This is a genomic window from Paenibacillus dendritiformis, from assembly GCF_015845845.1.
Taxonomy (GTDB): Bacteria; Bacillota; Bacilli; order Paenibacillales; family Paenibacillaceae; genus Paenibacillus_B; species Paenibacillus_B dendritiformis_C.
This window is the reverse complement of the sequence record NZ_LDIG01000086.1, coordinates 1-21,357: the sequence shown is the minus strand read 5'-3', so window position 1 is coordinate 21,357 and position 21,357 is coordinate 1. Positions and strand designations below refer to the sequence as shown.

Below are 21,357 nucleotides of genomic sequence, written 5' to 3'. Positions count from 1 at the left end.
ATGCCAGACAAACGAAGCTCCGCTTCGGAAGACATAGTCCATGGTTTCAGACATTCCAGCGCATTTACGGGACCTTGTCGGGATAATAGATTGCGAACCTATGTTTCCGTTCAAGCTTTGCACAAGGGAAGCTTTGTTTCGTGATGTCTTTTTCAAGTGAATCGAGTCATCACCTCTGCTTTCTGCGCCTATCGTTACAGCTGATAGTGATGGTTCTCTTATTCGTAACCCTTTCACGGATTCAGGTTCTTTTTATATTGCCTTTTTATGTAATCCTTTTGAATCTCAAGTATATAAATATCTAGTTGTTGACTAACTCGAACTACTTCGTCATCTATAAATTTACCTTTTTCATTTGCGATCCTGATTAATTCTTGCCTAAGTCCATTAACTTTATTTAGTGCATCATCACAGCGCACAATGGTCTCTCACCTCACATCACAGTTCTTGATAATGGGGTTATTTATAATAAGTATAATAGGGGTCGTAGGGAATACCATTAAATTCAATTGAAGGAAACGGAGGGGAAATAGCCAAAAAAAAGAGTACCTAATAGGTACTCTTACCATGGATACCTCCCACCAACACCCAAAAATGCGCTCGAAGTTACCATGTTTAATGAAATACTCTGCTCGTAGGTTACCAAGGCATGATTCCATCATTATTACCAAACAATGCAGCAATCGCAGCTTCCCCGATAATCACAGCACTCAGAAGAGTGATGTATGCTTTGGACACGAAACGCTTCACAGCAATCCCTCCTAATCGGTTCGTTTGTAATATTCCGACACTTTTTCTACTGTTTGTATGCTCATCGGAATATTTTGCGTCAAATGACTTTGCATGATTTGCTGAATGCACTGTTTTTCTTGACGTACATCGTCCACTCTTGAAAAGTAAAACGCACTTTCGAGAAACTCAGCAACGCCTCTGTCGAATTCTCCAACAGCCATGAAATACTCTGCCCGATGGTAATAATATTCAGCGAGTTGTGAAATCAGGTTGGGATTGTTATGGCTGATCTGTTGGGGGTCGATAGGGTAAGAAAGAGTTTTTTCAGCTTCAAATAGTCGGCGTTCTTGCAGATATATATCCATTAATTGATTCAAAGCTGACAGAGCTAAACCCTGATCGCACGTTTCTAATATTGAGTTCAACTGTGATACCGCTATATCTGTCTTTCCCCTTTTTGCATTAAGCAATGCGTTCGTTAGCAGAACATTTTCTTTGATGTAAGGGCCATCATATTGCGAGTAGAGATGATTGTAATATTCACTTTTTTCGTAATCCCCAATACGAAAGTATGCGCTTCTCAGTATACCAAGTGCGTGAGCGTAGTATTCATTATCAAGCTTAGCTTCCTGAATCACATGATGGGCAAGCTCGATACTCTTCGGATATAGAAATAAATTATAAGCATGAATACCCAGCTTGTAGTAGAACACGATGCGGTCTTCCGCACTCAAAAAATCTGCATACATTACGATATGCTTGTAACTATCGTATGTATCCCGCATCCGAGTAAAGTCGTCTCGCTCGATAAGATACGCCTGGAATAACCCTCTAGCCAAAAAAGGCATGATTCCATGGTCGCGAGAATAGTCAACGATGACTTGATATAGGGCTAATTTAATCTCCTTACTTTCCACGTGGCCCGCGAAGTCATAAAGCCTTTCCACCAAGGCGTGACTATCGTCACTGGGGGACTCTAAAAATTTTCTCCCTACTTTGGTCACCAGCTCGGCAGTGCCTGAATGCTGAATCACGTCCTGCAACACGAAGAGGAGGGTGTCTGCTCTCTTTTCCACAGTGATGTGCAGTTCGACCAAAGTCTCTAAAGGTATCTGCAATGTTTCTACAAGCGGACGGATGGTCATATATTCCGGTCTTTTCACGTCGCCGTTTTCAATTTTGGATATGGTTCCTTTATGTATGCCTGTCAGCTCTGACAATTGCGCTAATGTCATGCCTCGATTGTGCCTGTGCCATTGTATTAATTCACCAATGGACAATACTTGTGCCACCCTATGCACCTTCCCCCATTTTCAATGATATACACCTATAATTTACCACGACTTTCGCAAAATGCAAATACCAACAACCATTTTACCATCATGGTTGCGACAATACCCGAAGGAGCCGCCATGAACATGCATGCATAATTCCCATTCCATCGAATATGGATATCATTGTAACTCAAATTAAATTAAATTATTGGAAGGTGATTATGTGCACAAAATATGGTCTTTTGTGTTGTCGGGTGTTCTGTTAGGAACCATGTTGACCCCTACCATCGTCGGAGCAGCCCCATCCCCTGCAAAGCTTCAAAACTTATCAGAGGTTAAGGCCCAAATCAACAAAACTGAGCGTGTAGTAGTGGCCTACAGTAAAAAACAATACCCAACAAGGTCATCCTTACCTCAAGTATACAAGTACAACGACGGCAAGTACGCTGGTAACCTTAAAATTACATATGTCACCTCGTACAGAGATGGAGCCGGTGAATGGTGGGGCGTTACCTATGAAGGAACGGTTTATCCGATAGTCTAATAAAATCGCCGCCCCATTAGGGGCGGCTATATATAGGAGGACAACCATATTAGGTAGACGCGCGGGCTTTCAGTCGTCAGCTACTGTAATTACTAAATAAATGAAGCGACCGATAAATCAGTGCAGCACATTCCGCACGCGTTAATTTACGCTTAGGTTTGAAGGTTTTGTCCGGATAACCGCTAATTACTTGCTCTGATGTCAGGGCGGCCACTTCCGGTTTCGCCCAAAAGGCGATCATATCCGCATCCCTGAAATTAATTTCAGAAACCGGAATGCTACCTTTGTAAGCCGCATTAGCGATCATTTTCGCGGCCTGCTCCCGGGTAATCGGATCGAACGGGCGAAACTCTTTAACGCTGAAACCATGAGCTATACCATTTAACACGGCCGTTCCAAGCTCTGGAACATACCACGCTGTACGATGTATATCCTCAAAAGTAAGAGACACATTCGAGGCTTTCTCTAACTCTAAAGCCCGGACAAGCATGGAGGCAAATTCAACGCGAGTCACTTCCCGGTCTGGCTCAAATTTAGATTCAGACACGCCCTTGACGATTCCCCGTTCGTACAATGCAAGGATTTCATTTTTGGCAAAGGATTTGTCGATGTCACTAAACCCAGGCTTATTACCACTACCACTAGCATCAGGCGTTTCATTATCTATAGATGGCACTGTTTCCTCAACTGGCTGGTCCGGCTGGGCAGGGATAATTCCACCATTGCCCGATCCCCCCGACGACGGCACACGCAAAGTTTGGCCAAAAGCAGTCTTAGGTTCTGTCTTATCACCGACACTGTTTTCCATCCAAACCTCGAATTTGTAAGATCGATCCTCTTTCAAATTACGTGCTGTGAACACCTTTTCCTTACCTCGATGCAGCTCTTTGCCTCCACTTGCATAAACAAAAATTTCGTTAGTAAGCAGGCTTTCAACCTTGACCGTTAACGTATGCTGCGTAGAATCAATAACAGATACCTCAAAACTAGAGGATGGTAACGTGACGAACGAAGGAACCGGCGTGGCCTTACCTTCACCTACATCATTGACCGGGATGATTGTCCAGTCATCATATTCCTTCGCACTCTCCAGTCCGCCGATCTCTTTCTCCGTTTCTGGAGCAGTAACGATTCCGACTACATTGCCTTCCCCATCAATCACTTTGTACCAGTCCGCTCCATCCACTGGTTTAATGCAAATTACTACGAAGTGCTCGCCGCGATCACCAATCGTAACCGACTGACCGTTCGGATCGTCTGGATCAACGCTGAAGTCCGCCGGAAGGGTGCGCTGCGTAAAGCCGGATTTTTTACCTTCACCTGTATCGTTTTCAGCACCCACAAAGACTTTAATTGTTTCCCCAGGCTTTAAATCTGTAACCGTATAACTGGTTTTTTCCGTCTCGCCAATTTGTTCACCGTTATTATTGTATATCACATATTTATTTGCACTGATAACTTCGTCCCATGCCAGTGTAAATTGATCAGATTTGATTTCCGCAAGGTGCAAATTTCCTGGCTGCGCTGGAAGCGTTAAGAACTCTCCCTTGATGGCCTCACCATATCCAGATGCATTACCTGCAATCACTTCCGGCTGGTAGAGAGTACCGGCAGTCAAGTTAGTAAGAACAATTTCGGTTCCGGATATCTCAAAATAGACTGCGTCAGTTACCGTCACTTGGTACTTGTCCGCTCCCAGAACTGGATTCCAACTGAGTTTTGCACTATTTTCCTCTATATCGTGAATCACCAAACCTTGCGGTTTGTCCGGCAGCGTGCTGACTTCAACCTTACCGGCCACACCAGCTCCGCTCCGATTTTCAGCATAGACCTCAAAGATATAGCGACTTCCTGGTTCCAACGAATTTACCGTAAACTGCCTTGTTTCGGCTGACATTTCTCTAGCCTTCATGCCGTTAACCAGCAGCACGTAGTTCTCTGCTCCGCGTACAGCATTTTTTATAGATAATGTCACTTTGTCCTTACCGATTTCATCAACGTCAATTTCCGTCTTGCTCGGCAACGTGAGAACTCCATTCAAATAGGCGATGTCACCGAAGCCTGACTCATTTTTAGCGGCAAGCTGATAATCATATTCCGTTCCGCTCTCCAATCCCGTATCGGTATACGACAAATCAGACCCGCTATAGCGGCCTACGGCATCACGCAGCAGTTCATAGAGTGAGGCGGTTGTAGATGCATTCCACGATAATTCCACTTCGGTTTCTCTGATCTGGATCGACTGAAACTCGCCTGGAGCTGCTGGCAGTGACAAAAAGCCAAGGTTACTACTTTGTCCGTATCCGCTGGCATTTTTGGCTGTGACCGTAGCCGTGTACTGCTTACCCGGTTCAAGCCCCGTTACTTGATGTGGGCCAGCGACGCTAAGTTCCTCTTCATAGACGCTATTTGAACCTTCCTTAATCGTAAGGCGATAACTTTCAGCCGAGGCAACATCATCAAAGGAAACGTTGACCGTACTGCTATTGTTCGGTACAAATTCAGCCTTCAGATTATCCACCGCTGCCGGAAGGTGGCTATTTAGAAGATCATAGAAATAACTCTATAGCTCCTAATTTTGACACTAGCCATCTGCCTATTCTTGAGCGGATTTTCTTTGATGGTTTTCTTGAAGCTTCTCAAGAAGAAAAAGAGGAGCTTATACGTTATTGGCATGAAGAAGTTAAGAAGAAGAAAAAATCGCTGCCTACTGAAGATACAAATACTTCATCGGCTTGGGATTTGAAAGATAAATAATGGTATAATCTAACCGAAGCCCTTTGGGGCTTTTCTTTTCCCCAAAAATCAGAACATACATTCTCTTTAAACGAGCTTTTAAAGGAGGTTCATCATGAATTTGGAACAACATGTCAATGATTTGCTCAAGTACTTGAATATTTGTCACCCTTATCAAATCGATGTTGAAGCAATAGCTTATTCATGTCATGCCGAGGTCTTCTCAACGCCGTTTCGCAGCCATTGTATCCCTCATCCACTCAAGGCAGGATGGAGCGCATTATACATACAAGATAATTTGACATTGCCTGAATGGAGACAGCTCGTTGCACACGAGCTTTGCCATCATGTGCTCCATGTAGCATCGCACTTGGAAATTTCAAAACTACATATTCAACGTCACGAAATACAAGCATCACATTTCGCAGATTATCTTCTTGTACCGCTCTTTATGATTCAGCAAGAAAATATAGCTCACATCAACTATGTTGAACAAGGAGTTCAATGGATCGCAGACCAATTTAGTGTCCCACTAAGTATGGCAAAACGCAGATGGAAGGATTGGAATAATTTAAATTTCCCTAAAATGAATTCATCTTTTTAAGGAGATGTTCTTTACATGGCCAGTTATCGAAAAGTTCCTGCTTCAAATAAGCAGGGCTATAAATGGGTTTGTACATTAGAAGGCCCCCCTGATCCAGTTACAGGTAAACGAAGACAAATCCCGCGCCGCGGTGATACCAAAAAGGAAGCATTTGAACGTGCAAATGCTGAACTTAATAAGCTAAAAGACGGAATAGATAGTAAAAAAGTAAAAAAATTCACTTTTGAAGAAGCCGCATGGGAGTGGCTGAAAACATATTCTAAAAGGAATGTTAAGCCCGGGACAGTAAGAATAAGAAAAAAAGAAATCAAGATCTTATTGCGGTATATGGCCAAAGTTATCATAGATAAGGTCACTCACAGGCAGTATCAAAGTATCCTCAACGATCTCGATGATAAGGGATATGCCAGAAACACAATTGAAGGTGTACATGTTACGGCCAATATGATAATGAAGTATGCAATAAAACATAAGATGCGGACCGACAATCCTTGTACGGGAGTTATCATCCCCGAGAAAGTCTTAACCGTGGAGGAACTCGAAAATACTTCTATTGATGATGAGTATTTAGAGAAACATGAGTTGACCGAATTCCTTGAAGCAGTTTACCGCCATGGCTTGCCCATGGATTTGGAAAGGTTTTATCTCCTTGCATTCTCTGGTATGCGTTCGGGCGAACTCTGTGCTTTAAAATGGCCTGATTTAAACTTTAATACAAATCAAGTACGAATTACCAAAACGCTATATAACGAAAACAGCAACATGAAGCTCTACGAACTCGTTACGCCGAAAACCAAAGGTTCGATACGTACCATCGATATAGATGAAAGCGTAATGAAATTACTTAAGGAGTTTCAGGAACGGCAAAATAAAATCATGGCCGAGGCCAAAAAGCTGATTCCTGATTTTCATGATGCAAACTTCGTATTCTGCCGAGAAAATGGATACCCATTCGTTCAGAAGAACGTCTTAATACGGATGGAGAGACTGCTTAAAAAGACGTCTATAAAAAAAGAAGCTACACCTCACATCTTTCGGCACACACACATCAGTATGCTTGCAGAAGCTGGAGTTGATCTAAAAACAATTATGCAAAGAGTCGGACATGATGATCCTAAAACCACATTGCGAATTTATAGTCACGTTACAGAGAAGATGAGAAAAAATGCGAATGAGAGAATACAAATACACTTTACGGATATTTTGAACTTCAATTTCCACAATATCAATGCCAGAGCTAGGCCAGATTTGCAGGAAACGTGATTTTTTTCGTGATTTTATATAAAAAGGCTCCCTCTCGGGAGCCCTTCATTATGCGGTATTACAGGGTTTTTGAACCTTTGTTTACATCATCCACATGATGCCTTACCCCTTTCGTTGAGCCATGATCTCGTATGCGGCCTCGAACAGCGCGCCCATCGGCTCCCGGTATACGGCGGCCGCGCGGTAGTCCATGCTCGTCGGGGTCCGGTTCGCAATGACGATATCAGCCCCGGCGGCGAGCCGGACGAAGCTGGCCGCCGGCATGACATTCAGCGAGGTGCCGCCCACGATCAACAGGTCGGCCCGCCGGATATGCTCCACGGCGCGGTTGATAACCTCCTCATCCAGCGCCTCCTCGTACAGCACTACATCCGGCTTCACCATGCCCCCGCATCCCGGACAATGCGGAATCGGATCCTGACTCTCCGCGACGAGGGAGAGTTCATGCTCCGCCCCGCATGCCATGCAGCGGTTCCGGTGCACCGAGCCGTGCAGCTCGAGCACCTCGCGGCTGCCTGCCGCTTGGTGAAGCCCGTCAATATTTTGCGTGACGACCGCCTTCACGATCCCGTCCTCTTCCAGCTTGGCCAGCGTCCGGTGCGCGCCGTTCGGCTGTGCCCCGGGATGCAGCATCTTCGTCCGGTAATAGCGGTAAAAGGTCACCGGATCCCGCTCGAAGAAGGATCTGCTTAATATCATTTCCGGCGGATACGCGAACGCTTCCGCTTCTTCTGCCGAGAACAGCCCCCGGTCGGAGCGAAAATCAGGGATTCCGCTCTCCGTCGATGTTCCGGCCCCGCCAAAAAATACAGTATAACGGCTGCGGCCCAGCCGGTCTGCCAGCTCGGCGGCATGGGCTTGGCCGTCCGCATCCAACATGTCCATCTTCATTTTTGCATCGGCCCCCCTCAAGTTTCTTCGTCCTCTCCAGTATAGCCGAACGAGGACGGGAGGAAAAGGAAACGGGCCTCCCCCAACCCGGAGAGGCCTCCGCCCTTCCGCACGACCGAGGCGGATAAACCGCAACAGGGCGAAGCCTCCTTCCGGAAGCCCGCCCTGTCCCTGTTTATCAGTCTCTATATTTCTTCCGCCCTAGCCATCTTCCTGATTACAAATCAGGATGCGCATGCTTTGCCCGAAGCACGCTCCAGCGCCGCTCGACCTCCCGCTCGAACACGCCCAGCAGCTCCGCGTTTTCCGGCTTCGCGAGATGCTTCGTCTTGCCCATCATCGTCAGCCAGTCGAGGAGCGGAATTTTTTTGTTCTTTTCTTCCGGGTCGTACGTAATTGTCGTGACGCCGCGCTCCACTTCATACAGCGGGAAGAAGCAGGAGTCGATGGCCGCCTGAACGATCTGCGTGCCCATCCGATCGTCGGACAGCCAGTTGAGCGGACACGTGATGAGAATCTTCCCGTAGACGAGCCCCTCGTTGCGGGCGTACCACTGGGCTTTGGCCGCTTTCTTCAGCAGATCCTGAGGGAATGCCTCGCTTCCCGTGAATACATAAGGAATATGGGTCGCGGCCATAATTTGCGCCGTATCTTTGTGGTGGAACATTTTCCCCGTCTGCGCCTTGCCGACATTGGAGGTTGAGGTCCGGTGGCCGATCGGCGTCGAATAGGACAACTGGGCTCCCGTATTCATGTAGCCTTCATTGTCATATTCGAGAATTATCATTTTATGATTGCGCAGCGCGGCCCCGATGGCCGGCCCCATGCCGATATCCATCCCGCCGTCCCCGGTAATCATGACGAACGTGAAGTCATCCGGCAGATTCAGTTCGTCCAGCTCGCCGCGGCGCTTGCGCTCCCAGAACATCTCGACGACCCCGGACAGGGTGGCCGCCCCGTTCTGGAACAAATTGTGAATATAGGTCGCTTTATGCGAGGAGTACGGATATCCCGTCGTCACGACCATCGCGCAGCCGGTATGGAAGAGAGCGACGATGTCCCCTTCGATCCCTTTGAAAAAGAGCTCCAGCCCCGAAAAGATGCCGCAGCCCGGACATGCCCCGTGGCCCGGCGCAATCCGCTTCGGCTTCTTGGTCAGCTGCCGCAGCGGCGGAATCCGCACGTTCAGCTTGCCTGTCTCCTCATCCTGCTTCACCGTAATGAGGCCGGAATTCAGCTCCTCATACTTCATCGGCTCCAGCACGCGCTTCGGCGCGGCGGCCGGGTCCCCCGGCGTATGCCCGATATAGTCGAACGGCCGCGCCACAGCGCCGGCCGCGGCCGCCTCCAGCGCGCACCGGAACATCTCGTGGCCGTCCTCGGCATAGAAGTCTTTGCCGCCCAGGCCGTAAATGCGGCTGATGACGAGCGTGCCGCGGTTGCCGTGCGTGAAGAGCGCCGCCTTCACCTCGTTCACCATATTGCCGCCATGTCCGCCGTACGAATCGGCGCGGTCGCCGACGGTCACCGCCTTGACGCCGGCCAGCGCGGCGGCGATCTCCTTCGCCGGGAACGGGCGGATCATATTCGGCGAGACGGCGCCCGCCTTGATGCCCTGCTCCCGGAGCTGATCGACGACGTCCTTAATAATCTCCGCCGCGGAATTCAGCAGGAAGACGGCCACCTCCGCGTCTTCCATCCGGTACAGATCGAGCACCGGATAATCGCGTCCGGTCAGCTCCGCATATTCCCGGCGGATGCGATCGAACACCTCTCCGGCCTTGTACATCGCCATCGACTGCTGATAGCAGTTGTTGATGTAATCCGGCTCATTCATATACGGGCCGACCGTGATCGGGTTGTTCCGATCCAGCGTATCCGCGAACCCTCTCACCGGCTGCTCGCCGATGAACCGCTGCACGTCCTCGCGGCGGGCGAATGTCTGAACGCGCCGCTTCTGATGCGAAGTGAAATAGCCGTCGAACGCGACCATCACCGGCAGCCGCACCTCCGGATCCTCGGCCAGCTTAATCGCCATAATGTTCATATCATAGACGGCCTGCGGATCCCGGCACAGCAGAATCGGCCAGCCCGTATTGAGGGCGAAATACAGATCGGAATGGTCGCCGTGGATGTTGAGCGGCCCCGAGACCGAGCGGCAGACCAGATTCAATACCATCGGGAAGCGCGTCCCCGATTGGACGGGCATCTGCTCCAGCATATACAGGTAGCCGTTGGCGCTCGTCGCGTTGAACACCCGTCCCCCGGCCGTCGAGGCGCCATAGCAGATTCCGGCGGAGCCATGCTCGCCGTCGGCCGGAATCAGCTTAATGTCATGCTTCCCGCCCGCCTTCATCAAGTCCAGGAATTGGGCGACCTCCGTAGACGGCGAGATCGGATAATATCCCATAATGTGATAGTTGATCTGATGAGCGGCATAGGCCGCCATCTCATTGCCCGATTCGTATACCATGCGCTGCTCCACGCGGGACGGCATGGCTTCCTTATCATACTCGATTGCCACGGATTCTCTTCCCCCTTGCCATTCATACTGTCATGTGCGGCTCCATCAAGCGCATGCCATCGGCAATGCCGTTCCGGAAGCCGCCCGCTCCGGCGGAAGCAGGCGTGCGCGGGTGCGCATCGCTTGCCTGCGAGCTTCCCGCCGGTTACTGCTGCGCTGCATTGGCGAACGCGAACCGATGCGGCATCCGATGGGCATCCGCATACCCTTCCTCTTCCCGTTCGCTCGACAGCGCTTCGGTCGGACAGGCGTAAACGCATTTCAGGCAGCCCTTGCAATATTGATAATCGATTCCCTGGAGGAACATATGGAGCCGGCCTTTTTTGTCCGGCTTCTCCTCCCAGACGAAGCAGAAGTCGGGGCATACATTGTCGCAGGCCGCGCAATGAATGCATTTATCTTCGAAGAAATGCGGCATCATGCCGGCACGGGAAATGCTCAGATCCTTCAGTACGGAGTTGCCGGGATTGATGACCGTCCCGCCGATCGGCTGGGTCTCATACCCCAGCGTGGACGTATCCCAACGAACCGGTCCGGGGAGAGTCTCTCCCTCCGGCAGCGCGAACGTCTGGAAGACGACCTCGTCGTAACCGCGCTGGAACGTGTTCAGCGCCGGCTGGACGGCGTGCGGGTACTTCGATTCCAGCGACTTGCGAATGACGCCCTTCATATGCTCCGCGTCCAGGAAGTCGCACAGGCGGAACAGGGCGCCCAGCATCGCCATGTTGACCCGGTTCCTTTCCTCCAAGGCGATGCCGATCGCGTCGACTACCGCGATCGTGCCGCAGGGCAGCCGCAGTTTGTCCTTCAGACGCGCCGGATCGGACGAGGAATTGACCAGCACCAGACTGTCCGGGTAGATTCCGTTCGTGACATTGACCGTTTTCGCCAGGGCTTCATGGAATATGCCGACAATATGGGGCCGTTCGACCGGAGTCGTGTCCCGGATGCGGGTCTCGGGCTGGCAGAAACGGATATGCGCTTTAACGGGAGATCCTTTCTTCTCAGAGCCGTAGGAGGAAAAGCTGACGCCATTCAATCCGCTTCCCGTGACGCCGGCTTCGGCCAGCATTTTGCCGGCCAGGTTCGCGCCCAGGCCTCCAATCGATTCCAAGCGAATTTCATAAAATCCGAGCTCATTGACTTTGGGCAGGTTGACCATTGAAATGCTTCATCTCCTTTCCCCCGCTCCCGCTGCAAGACGAAGCGCGCCAGGGGACGGGGCCAGATTCGGATGTGGACGGCCTGTCTCGCGGGACAGACCTCCTGCTCGCTAATCACGTAACCGGTCTGAATATGACGTGGTTGAATACAGGTTATATGGGAAGCCGGCCGGCAGGTATGACATTGATCACAGACGACCGGAAGCCGAATGGACATCTTGTGACAGGAAAAAAGTACACAGAAGAGAGGCGCATCCGGTCAGTGATGCCCTCTTCCGTATGTACATGCAGACTTAGATATCGCGGGTGTCATATTGTATGCGGCAGGCGGACGCCATATGCCTCCGGGCGGAGAACGTTTTATGAACGGGACGGAAGATAGGAATGAATTTTTCTGAAGGATGGAAAAACGAGTCTGATCAAGTGCTGTCCAAACGAGCCGGAGGCAAGAAAGCCCCATTCCGCCCGGCTCGGGACGCGGCCCTTATCCATACCCTCTCAATAAACAAAACCCCTCTCCGCCCGGATTCCAATGATACCGGAGAGAGAGGGGAGTCGCTTATCCGCGGGCGATCTGCTCCTTCGCGCGGCAGAACGCTTCCATATACTGTTCTGCTTTGCGGCGGACGTGAGAAAGATCGCCGGACGCCTTCGCTTCCTTGGTCAAATCCGAGCCGATCCCGACGGCAAACGCGCCCGCCCGGATCCAATCGCCCAGATTGTGAACATCGACGCCGCCGGTCGGCATCAGGTTCGCCTGGGGCAGCGGGCCTTTGATCGTCTTGACGATGGACGGATCATACAGATTGCCCGGGAATAGCTTCACCACGTCCACCCCCAGCTCGAGCGCGCGCTGCACCTCCGCGATCGTCATGACGCCCGGAAGTACGGGCACGCGGTACAGATTGCACATCGCTATCGTCTCGGGGTTGAGCGACGGACCGACGACGAACTCCGCCCCCGCCAAAATGCTGGAACGGGCCGTAACCGGCTCCAGCACGGTGCCGGCGCCGATGACCGCGAAGCGGTCGCTGCTGGAGGATTTCGAGGAATACATTCTCCGCAGCTGTTCTATCGCATGGAGCGCATGGGGAACGGTCATCGTCACCTCGATAATGCGGATGCCGCCCTCGATGGCTTGTCCGGCCATCTCCACCACTTCATCCGGAGAGTCTCCCCGCAGTACGGCGACGACGCCATGCTCTTGAATTTGCTGAATCACTCGAATCTTTTCCATCATGATGATTCTCCCTTCTTCGCCCTCTACGGCGTCTATGCTTGCGAGCCATGAGCCCGCCTGGCCAAATCAGGGGCAGCGGGCACGCGGCGGCCTCCTACCGTTCGATATGCACCGCCCGGTTCAATACCGCCTGGAGCTGCTCGGCCGTCGGCAGGGTCTCCCAATCTCCAAAAGCCTGCACGACCATCGCGCCGGTAATATTGCCGAGACGAACCGCCTCCGCCGCATCGGCCCCCTGCAATATGCCGGAAAGAAATCCGGCGCAAAAGGCATCGCCGGCGCCGACCGTATCGACGACATGCTCCGCCAGCTCGTACGGCACCTCGTCGACGCGGCTTCCCTGCACGACATAATTCATGCCCGGCCCGCCTTTGACGATACTGACGCCGGGCAGTTCGGACAAGCGCCGGAAGATGCCCGGTTCATCCTCGGTGCCGTACAGCAGCTTCAACTCGTCCAGTCCCGGCAGGAAGTAGTCCGCCTCGCGCGCCAGCGGCAGCAGCTTCTCCCGGGCCGCTTCAATCGTCCACAGCTTCAGCCGGAGATTCGGATCGAAGCTTACCTTCACGCCGGCAGCCTTCGCGACGGAGACCGCCTCATAGACCGTCTCGGCGCAGCTCTCGCTCAAGGCGCAAGTAATCCCGGTTACATGAAGCAGCCGGGCCGAGCGGATATAGTCCTTGTCCAGATCCCCCGGCGCCATTCGGCTTGCCGCGGAGCCCGCGCGGTAATAATAGACGGATGACTTCCCGGCGGCCCGTTCTCTCATCATCAGTCCCGTAGGCGCATCCGGCGCCATCTCGACGCGAGAGACATCTACTCCTTCGCCGCGAATCGCCTTGACGATGTACCGGCCGAGCGGATCACGGCCCAGGCGGCCGCACCAGCCGACCCGGTGTCCGAGCCGGGCCAGCCCGATGGCCACATTGCTCTCCGCTCCCCCGAACGATTTCATCACTGTCTGCGCATATTCCAAGCCCCTCGTGTCCGCGGAGCTGAACAAGGCCATCGCTTCGCCGAACGTGACAACCTCCGGGGCATTTATTGATAGCGCTTTCATAATGCCGTTTCCTCCTTCTGTATAACATGAGGCTTTGTCCTCTATCATAATCCGTTTTTTGCCATACCGTCAACGGCCGACGGTATGGCAGGCCTGTCGTCGATTAAGGAACGGTTGCGGCAGGCTACGGAGTGACAACGGCGATGAGCGGAATCGCCGTCACGATGCTGAAGACGATCTCGGCAATGCCGACCTGCTTGATCGTGACCTTCCGGCCAGGCATCCAGACCGCGCGCAGGAACAGCGCCACGAACGGAAGCGCCGCCCAGAGGGGAAGCATGAGGCCCACGGCTGCCGCGGCCACGATATGGACGCCGACCGACAAGCCGTAGTACAGCCGGCTCCCTTTCTCGCGAATCATCGTCTTCACATAAAATATCGTTCCGGCAAAATAGAGCAGGCAGGCGGCAAAGGCCCGCCAAGCCAGGCTCCAATCCGTTCCCCCGCCTGCTTCGAAAGCAATCGGGAGCATCCAGCAAAATTGGAGAACGGCCAAAAAATCGTTGAGGAGATGGCGTTCCCGGTTCCGCTTGGCGAACGCCGCGTTCAGCACCAGCAGCGGCAGCATGACGGCGCCCATCCACCATATGTCCGGCCGCATCACCAATACGGCTGTCCCGGCGAGCGCGCATGCGCCGCCATATACAATCACCGGGCCCCGATAGACGCTGGCCCGTCCGGTCTTGATCCACTGCAGGCCGGCGAACGATCCGCAATAGGCGGCCAGCCAGGCGATTCCGAGCCAGGCATGAATGGCTTGCGGCTTGCTGGCGAACATGCCCGCCGCGAACGGAATGATGAGCATCGCCCAGGCTCCGTGCTGATTCGGAATATAGGCCCGCAGAAGCTTCGATCTGCGGTTGGGACGTTCCTTCGACATCGTTCCTGTCTCTCCTTTGAATGAAATGTTGCTTCCATCTGGCAACTCTTCTGTATGTTACTTGAATTGCAGGGCGCTGTCTAAGCTTGCGCAGGAACTTTCGCCATTCTGTCAAAAGTGGACGACGCTTTCATCCCATTTTATGTGATGCAAATCACAATTCCGAAAACGGCGCTATGGTACGTTAACATCGTAAACATAAAGCCGCAGCCATATAGACAAAATCGATGCGCGGCAGGATTTGTAGGAGGGAAGGACAATGCAGGAGCGCAGGTGGAATCAAGCCTCCTCCGGGTTGAAGTCGGCCGTGTCCTTAAGGAGTGGAGAGACCTTCAGGAGTGGAGAGACCTTCAGGAGTGGAGAGACCTTCGGATTGAATTTGCGGTTCATGCTCATTGTGTGCGTGTTTGTCGCCAATGCGATTGAACCGCTCATCGGCACCATGCCCGCGCTGAAAGGTTTGTTCGTTTGGATTTTTACGTTTCATATGCCGTTGTTCGTGTTCGTCACGGGCTATTTCGCCCGCAGCAATCTGAACGGCCGGGCGGGCTGGGCCGTAATGAAGCAAATCGGCATCCAGTATGTCATTTTTCAATCGCTATATTCGCTGCTTGACGTTACGCTGTTCCATGTTCCGGGAATGAAGCACTCGTTCTTCATTCCGTACCTGCTGCTGTGGTTCTTGATCGGACATTTGATCTGGCGCGCCATCCTGATGCTGTTCACCCGCTTGCAGGTTCGCCACCCGGTCATCCTGTCGGCCATCATCGGTATTGCCGCAGGATTTCTGCCGATCGACGGAGCGTGGCTCGGACTGTCCCGGACATTGGTCTATTTGCCGTTCTTCGCGTTCGGATATCTGTTCCGCGACGGCGCATTCCAGCGGTTCGCCGCTTCCCGCTTCCGGCCGCTGGCAGCAGGCTTGTCCGCCGGATTGCTGATTGCGCTTCTTCTGTGGCCGAACGCGCTCCATCCGGAATGGCTGATGAATCATATGACGTTCCGCGAGCTCGGATGGCTGGAGCAATCCCCATGGTACGCCATCGGAATGCGCCTGTTCATCTACGCGCTGGAGATTGTCGCATCGGTCGCGTTCTTGGCCTGGGTGCCTCTCCATGTCGGTTGGATTACCGGATTGGGGCGGCGAACGCTGTACGTGTTCTTGCTCCATGGCCTCATTATCCGGCTGCTCGTCGTCTCCGGACTGTACCATTATATTACGACCGGCACGCAGGCCGTTCTGCTGATTGCGGCGTCGCTTGCCTGCACCGTGCTGCTCGCGCAGCCGGCCGTACGGTCGCTGTGCCGCCCGATTATCGAACCGCAATGGAACGGCATCGGCGGCTGGCACCGCATGTCGGCATTCCATCGCGGCATGAAGCAGGGTTAACCTTATCAACAGCGCCCCGTACGCTTGACGCGGGGTGCTGTTCTCATTTACCGGGCGCTTGGCGAGATCAGGCGCGCCACATACCGGTTCAGCAGGACGCCGCGCGGATCCGCCGCTTCCCTGACTCGGGCGGCATCCTTCCAATTCAGGTACATCTCGGCCAACTGCGAAGCGGTCCGGGAATGCCATTTACCCCAATGCGGCCGCCCGTCATAGGCGAGCAGAATCTGCTCCATATCGCGGAAATACGGCTCGTAAGGCATCCCCTTGTACATATGAAGCGCGAGGTAAGCCGAGTCCCGGCCATAGGCAGGCGACAGCCAAATATCATCCCCCTTGACATACCGGCACTCGATCGGGAAATGGACAGAATGCCGCCGCCGCTCCAACAGGCGCTTCATCTCCAGAAGGACCGGACGCATCGCGGCGGCCGGCACGCTGTACTCCATTTCCATGAACTTGACATGCCTGGGCGTAACGAATAAGCGAGGTCCCCGGCCGACCTCGCCGCTAACCGGAACGAAGCGGGCCGACAAGCGGCTGATGACGCCGCTGAGCCGCGGAGCGATGCGGCATGCTTCCGACATCCCCCAGAACAAGCCGTTCTCCACCGCGTAGGCGCTCCACTCCTTCCATCTGCCGCGCTTCGATGCCGGCGCGTCGGTCGGATTAATCGTCTTCACCTGCGTCCCGGTGGAATAAGGGAACCAGAAAAATTCAAAATGACGGTTCCCGCTCCGGTATTCCTCCAGCCTCTCCAGCGTGTCCTCCAAGGTCGAGCGGAAGCTGGCGAGCCGCATCCGCTCCGCAGGAACGATCCGCAGCGTCAGCTCGGTCATGATGCCGATCGTCCCGAAGGAAACCTGCAGCGCCTTGAACAGCTCCCGCTTCTCTCCCGTATCTTCTTCGCTAACTTCGGCGATGCTGCCGTCCCCCAGGACGGCGCGGATCGCGGTCACCTGGGTGGACAGGCTCCCGAAGCCGCTCCCCGTCCCATGCGTCCCTGTTCCGACCGCGCCCCCGATCGTCTGCCGGTCGATATCGCCCAGATTCTCCATCGCCCAGCCCCGTTCAAGCAGCCGCCCGCCCAATTCGCGCAGCGTCGTGCCGGCCCGCACCGTCACCTTGCGCTCGTCCTCGTCCAGCTTCACCAGACCGGACATCCGCGGCAGCCGCACAAGCCATTCCTCCGTCTCCCCGAGAGGAGTGAACGAATGGCCGGAGCCGGCGATGCGCACCTTGCGGCCTAGCCGCTGCGCTTCCCGCAGGAGCCCCCACCACGTCCGCTTCTCCCTCCGGCTCCCACCACCGTTCCGGCTCGCAGCGGACATTTCCCGCCCAATTGCGCCACTGTTTCATCCGAAGCACCACCCTTCTCCGCGATACGTAGCCCATGTCCCGATGCAAGCTCCCTGCTTGACGGCGACGAACTCGCGGAACCGCTCCGCCAGTTCTCCGGCCTTGGCATGCCGGAACCAGATCAGATCGCCCGGGCGCAGCGGCTCTGCGCCGTCCCGGTAGCGCACCGGCGTCTGCACCTCCCCCGCCCCTTCCCGCGGCAGGAGCTGCCCGCCTGAGGGCCAGATCGGCTGCGGCAGCCGGTCCGGCCCCGCTTCGCCGGATGCGATATAGCCTCCGCCGTAGCAGGTATAGATGCCGGGCGCGGCCACCCGGACCACCGGCAGGGCAAAGACGGCCGCCGGCCGCAGCGGCAGATCCGCGTAGCCGTCGAACAGCGCCGGCGCATAGAACGCCGACCCGGCCGTCAGCTCCGTGACAGACTCGTCGGACGCCGTGAAGCGCAGGCTGCCGCTGCCGCCGCCGTTGACGAAGCGGAGCTGGTGGCCTTCGCGCCGCAGCGCGCGCACGATCGCCGCCCGTCGCTCCGCCACCTCGGCCGCGGAGCGACGCTTCAGATAGCGGATGGCGGCGCTCATCAGCCTCTGCCCGGGCTTCGCGTCGGGAACGCCCGCCAGCTGCGCTTCATAGCCCATCATGCCGGCCAGCCGCAGATGCGGGGAGCGGCGGATCGCATCCGCCAGCTCCAGCGCGGAAGCTGCGCTGCGCAGCGGCGAACGGCGCACGCCGAAGTGCAGGCCGCCGAACGCGGAGGACATGTCGATATCGAGACAAATATCGAAGCAGATCTGCTGCTCGCGCGCGGCTTGCTCCGCGGCCCGCAGCTGGCTGCCGTCATCCGCCATCAGGACGATCTCCTTCCCTTGGCGGCGCAATCCGGCCAAGCGGGCCAAGGCGGGCCGATCCAGCGTCGGATAGCCCATCAGCACGTCGGAGACGCCTGCCTCCAGGAGAGCGGCGGCTTCCTGCGGATGGTAGCACATGACGCCCTGGAAGCGGGGATGCAGCGCCAGCAGATGCTTGATCGCCTGGACTCATCGCAGCGATTTGGTGGCCAGACGCACCGGCTTCTGTCCGCTCAGCCGAAGCACCTGGCCCGCATTATGTTCCAGCGCATCCAGGTCGAGACAGGCGAACGGCATGCCGGCGGCGGCCGCTCGTGCCGCTTCCCGGTTCTCGCTCCCATAGCTTCCGGCGTGCGCGGAACTGTCCATGCTCTCTCCCCCTTTCGTCAAGCTTGCCTCCAGGCCGACTCAACCGGCTCAAGTTATCGCTAATATATTCCGGGTGGCGGGGAACGATTCTCTCTTATTTTCTCTCTTTTTTGGGAGGTTCCCGCCGGCGGCAGCGTTTCCTTCGAACCCGATCCGGCTTGGCCGCAAGCGCTCAGTGACGCTTTAAACCGCTAGAAAAAGAAAGGCAGTTGTGATAGACTCTATAGAAATACTCAAGCACTTATGAGAGGTATCATTCCAATCCCGGCAGTCGGGTAGCAAGAGATGGAGGTTCACACAAAATGACAGCCAAAAAGAAAATGCGTTCAGACATGATTAAGAAGGGCTTCGATCGTGCGCCTCACCGCAGTCTGCTGCGTGCAGCGGGCGTGAAGGAAGAGGACTTTGACAAGCCGTTCATCGCGGTATGCAACTCGTATATCGACATCATTCCCGGCCACGTCCATTTGCAGGAATTCGGCAAGATTGTCAAGGAAGCGATCCGGGAAGCGGGCGGCGTGCCGTTCGAATTCAATACAATCGGGGTGGACGACGGGATTGCGATGGGCCATATCGGCATGCGGTACTCGCTGCCAAGCCGCGAGATTATCGCCGATTCGGTAGAGACGGTCGTCTCGGCCCACTGGTTCGACGGAATGGTCTGCATTCCGAACTGCGACAAGATTACGCCGGGCATGATTATGGGCGCGCTGCGCGTCAACATTCCGACGATCTTCGTCAGCGGCGGTCCGATGAAGGCGGGCAAAGATTCCTCCGGACGTTCGATCTCCTTGTCCAGCGTGTTCGAGGGCGTCGGCGCCTATCAAGCAGGCAAGATCGACGACAAGGGATTGATGGAGCTGGAGCAGTACGGCTGCCCTTCCTGCGGCTCCTGTTCGGGCATGTTCACCGCGAACTCGATGAACTGCCTGGCGGAAGCGCTCGGCATCGCCTTGCCTGGCAACGGCACCATTCTCGCCATATCTCCGGAACGCCGTGAATTCGTCCGCAAGTCGGCCCGACAGCTCATGAGCATTATCGAGCAGGACATCAAGCCGCGCGATATCGTCACGATGGAAGCTATCGATAACGCCTTCGCGCTCGACATGGCGATGGGCGGATCGACCAATACGGTTCTGCATACGCTCGCTATCGCGCGCGAAGCCGGATTCGAATACCCGATCGAGCGGATTAACGAGGTGGCGGCCCGCGTGCCTCATCTGGCCAAAGTAGCGCCGGCTTCCGATTATCATATTGAAGATGTGCATAATGCAGGCGGTGTCAGCGCCATTTTGAATGAATTGTTCAAGAAGGAAGGCGCCCTTCACGGCGAGTGCATCACCGTGACCGGCCGGACGCTGCGCGAAAATGTCGCCGGCTGCGAGATCGTGGATACGGATGTCATCCATTCTCTTGACAATCCTCATAGCGAGCAAGGCGGCCTGGCCGTATTGTTCGGCAACCTGGCGCCGGAAGGCGCGATCGTCAAGGTCGGCGCCGTCGATCCGTCGGTCGGCGGACGCCATGTCGGCCCGGCGATCTGCTTCGATTCCCAAGACGAGGCGCTGGCCGGAATCGCGAACGGCAAAGTGAAGGAAGGCCATGTCGTCGTCATCCGCTACGAAGGGCCGAAGGGCGGTCCCGGCATGCCGGAGATGCTCGCCCCGACATCCCAGATCGTCGGCATGGGTCTCGGCGCCAAGGTCGGTCTCATTACCGACGGCCGCTTCTCCGGCGCGTCCCGCGGCATCAGCATCGGCCATATCTCGCCGGAAGCGGCCGAAGGCGGACCGATTGCGTTCGTGGAAGACGGCGACATCATCGAGCTCGATCTGACGAACCGCAAAATCGAGCTGCAGGTGCCGGACGAGGTGCTCGAGCAGCGGCGCGCGGCGTGGAAGCCGTTCGAGCCAAAGGTCAAGACCGGCTATCTGGCCCGCTACTCCAAGCTCGTCACGAATGCGAGCCAAGGCGGAATTCTCAAAATTTAATCGCCAGAATTCGAGGGGCTGTCCGATAAACAGTTTTTTCGTGCAACGGACAGCCCTACCCCTGCTTCTAGCTGCTCAGCTTGGAGAAAAAACTGTGAAAATACAGTTTTCCATGATGACGTGTGCTCATTTACTGGAGTTCCTGCAAAACTGCATCAATTTCAGACTACTCAATATATAAAAGACAAAAATCGATGAAAATAACACTAGCGTTGCATCAATCTTTTTACGAAAATTTTCACCCTATAATTCTCTATATTTGTAACTTATTGAACTATATTCGTGGACAAAAATAAAGAAATCTCCTATTGTTGAGTTACCCTCAGCGTATCCATAAAACGCTCAACAAAGGAGATTTCTATGGATAACGTACCGAATCAAAACGTCATTTGTCAATGCCTAAAATGGTTACATGTGAATTCCACTCGAGATAAGTCATTGGACTACCGAGCCCAAAAGTTGTTTGTCGGTGCTTCGACACTCTTGTTTGTA

At 54.3% G+C, this 21,357-nt stretch carries 14 protein-coding genes and 1 pseudogene; 4 read left to right on the top strand and 11 right to left on the bottom strand.

Annotation, left to right across the window (positions count from 1 at the left end; translation table 11 throughout):
* Window positions 1-233: 233 nt before the first annotated feature.
* The 3 genes from ABD76_RS29300 to ABD76_RS06260 all read right to left on the bottom strand — a co-directional run bounded on the left by ABD76_RS29300 (window position 234) and on the right by ABD76_RS06260 (window position 5,071).
* The gene (locus ABD76_RS29300; RefSeq protein WP_338125062.1) at window positions 234-419 is read right to left on the bottom strand and encodes an aspartyl-phosphate phosphatase Spo0E family protein; all 186 of its coding nucleotides are present in this window, start codon (window positions 417-419) and stop codon (window positions 234-236) included.
* A 342-nt stretch (window positions 420-761) separates the two neighbouring features.
* Window positions 762-2,024: a helix-turn-helix domain-containing protein gene (locus ABD76_RS06265; protein WP_197255225.1), complete on the bottom strand. Its 1,263-nt coding sequence runs from the start codon at window positions 2,022-2,024 to the stop codon at window positions 762-764.
* 602 nt (window positions 2,025-2,626) lie between these two features.
* Complete coding sequence (locus ABD76_RS06260; protein WP_197255224.1) at window positions 2,627-5,071, bottom strand: fibronectin type III domain-containing protein; 2,445 nt, start codon at window positions 5,069-5,071, stop codon at window positions 2,627-2,629.
* Between the two features lie 330 nt (window positions 5,072-5,401).
* Between ABD76_RS06260 and ABD76_RS06255 the strand changes: the two genes are divergently transcribed.
* Both ABD76_RS06255 and ABD76_RS06250 read left to right on the top strand, forming a co-directional pair.
* Complete coding sequence (locus ABD76_RS06255) at window positions 5,402-5,890, top strand: ImmA/IrrE family metallo-endopeptidase (protein ID WP_197255223.1); 489 nt, start codon at window positions 5,402-5,404, stop codon at window positions 5,888-5,890.
* Between the two features lie 15 nt (window positions 5,891-5,905).
* Window positions 5,906-7,153 (top strand): tyrosine-type recombinase/integrase, encoded by a 1,248-nt coding sequence (locus tag ABD76_RS06250; protein ID WP_197255217.1) that lies wholly within the window; start codon window positions 5,906-5,908, stop codon window positions 7,151-7,153.
* A 102-nt stretch (window positions 7,154-7,255) separates the two neighbouring features.
* On the opposite strand, the gene ABD76_RS06245 is transcribed toward ABD76_RS06250, so the two are convergent.
* From ABD76_RS06245 to ABD76_RS06220, 6 genes are all read right to left on the bottom strand, one after another.
* Window positions 7,256-8,044, bottom strand: a complete 789-nt coding sequence (locus ABD76_RS06245; protein WP_197255216.1) for an NAD-dependent protein deacylase — start codon at window positions 8,042-8,044, stop codon at window positions 7,256-7,258.
* A gap of 217 nt (window positions 8,045-8,261) precedes the next feature.
* Window positions 8,262-10,568, bottom strand: coding sequence for a thiamine pyrophosphate-dependent enzyme (locus tag ABD76_RS06240; protein WP_420901926.1), 2,307 nt, complete (start codon window positions 10,566-10,568; stop codon window positions 8,262-8,264).
* A gap of 145 nt (window positions 10,569-10,713) precedes the next feature.
* Window positions 10,714-11,730 (bottom strand): 2-oxoacid:acceptor oxidoreductase family protein, encoded by a 1,017-nt coding sequence (locus ABD76_RS06235; RefSeq protein WP_197255215.1) that lies wholly within the window; start codon window positions 11,728-11,730, stop codon window positions 10,714-10,716.
* Between the two features lie 560 nt (window positions 11,731-12,290).
* Window positions 12,291-12,968 carry a bifunctional 2-keto-4-hydroxyglutarate aldolase/2-keto-3-deoxy-6-phosphogluconate aldolase gene (locus ABD76_RS06230; protein ID WP_197255214.1) on the bottom strand — a complete coding sequence of 226 codons (678 nt, stop codon included), beginning with the start codon at window positions 12,966-12,968 and terminating at the stop codon, window positions 12,291-12,293.
* Between the two features lie 97 nt (window positions 12,969-13,065).
* Entirely contained in the window at window positions 13,066-14,031 is a 966-nt protein-coding gene (locus ABD76_RS06225; RefSeq protein ID WP_197255213.1) for a sugar kinase, read from the bottom strand.
* A 124-nt stretch (window positions 14,032-14,155) separates the two neighbouring features.
* Window positions 14,156-14,911, bottom strand: a complete 756-nt coding sequence (locus ABD76_RS06220) for a YwiC-like family protein (protein WP_197255212.1) — start codon at window positions 14,909-14,911, stop codon at window positions 14,156-14,158.
* A gap of 259 nt (window positions 14,912-15,170) precedes the next feature.
* On the opposite strand from ABD76_RS06220, the gene ABD76_RS06215 reads away from it, so the two are divergent.
* Window positions 15,171-16,301, top strand: a complete 1,131-nt coding sequence (locus ABD76_RS06215) for an acyltransferase family protein (protein WP_197255211.1) — start codon at window positions 15,171-15,173, stop codon at window positions 16,299-16,301.
* Window positions 16,302-16,348: 47 nt separating this feature from the next.
* On the opposite strand, the gene ABD76_RS06210 is transcribed toward ABD76_RS06215, so the two are convergent.
* Together ABD76_RS06210 and ABD76_RS06205 are read right to left on the bottom strand one after the other, a co-directional pair.
* Window positions 16,349-17,632, bottom strand: a complete 1,284-nt coding sequence (locus tag ABD76_RS06210) for a D-arabinono-1,4-lactone oxidase (RefSeq protein ID WP_242069408.1) — start codon at window positions 17,630-17,632, stop codon at window positions 16,349-16,351.
* 24 nt (window positions 17,633-17,656) lie between these two features.
* Window positions 17,657-18,802 (bottom strand): annotated as a pseudogene (locus tag ABD76_RS06205) (alanine racemase).
* 374 nt (window positions 18,803-19,176) lie between these two features.
* Here ABD76_RS06205 and ilvD point away from each other — a divergent pair.
* Window positions 19,177-20,865 carry a dihydroxy-acid dehydratase gene (gene ilvD, locus ABD76_RS06200; RefSeq protein ID WP_197255210.1) on the top strand — a complete coding sequence of 563 codons (1,689 nt, stop codon included), beginning with the start codon at window positions 19,177-19,179 and terminating at the stop codon, window positions 20,863-20,865.
* Window positions 20,866-21,357: the final 492 nt, after the last annotated feature.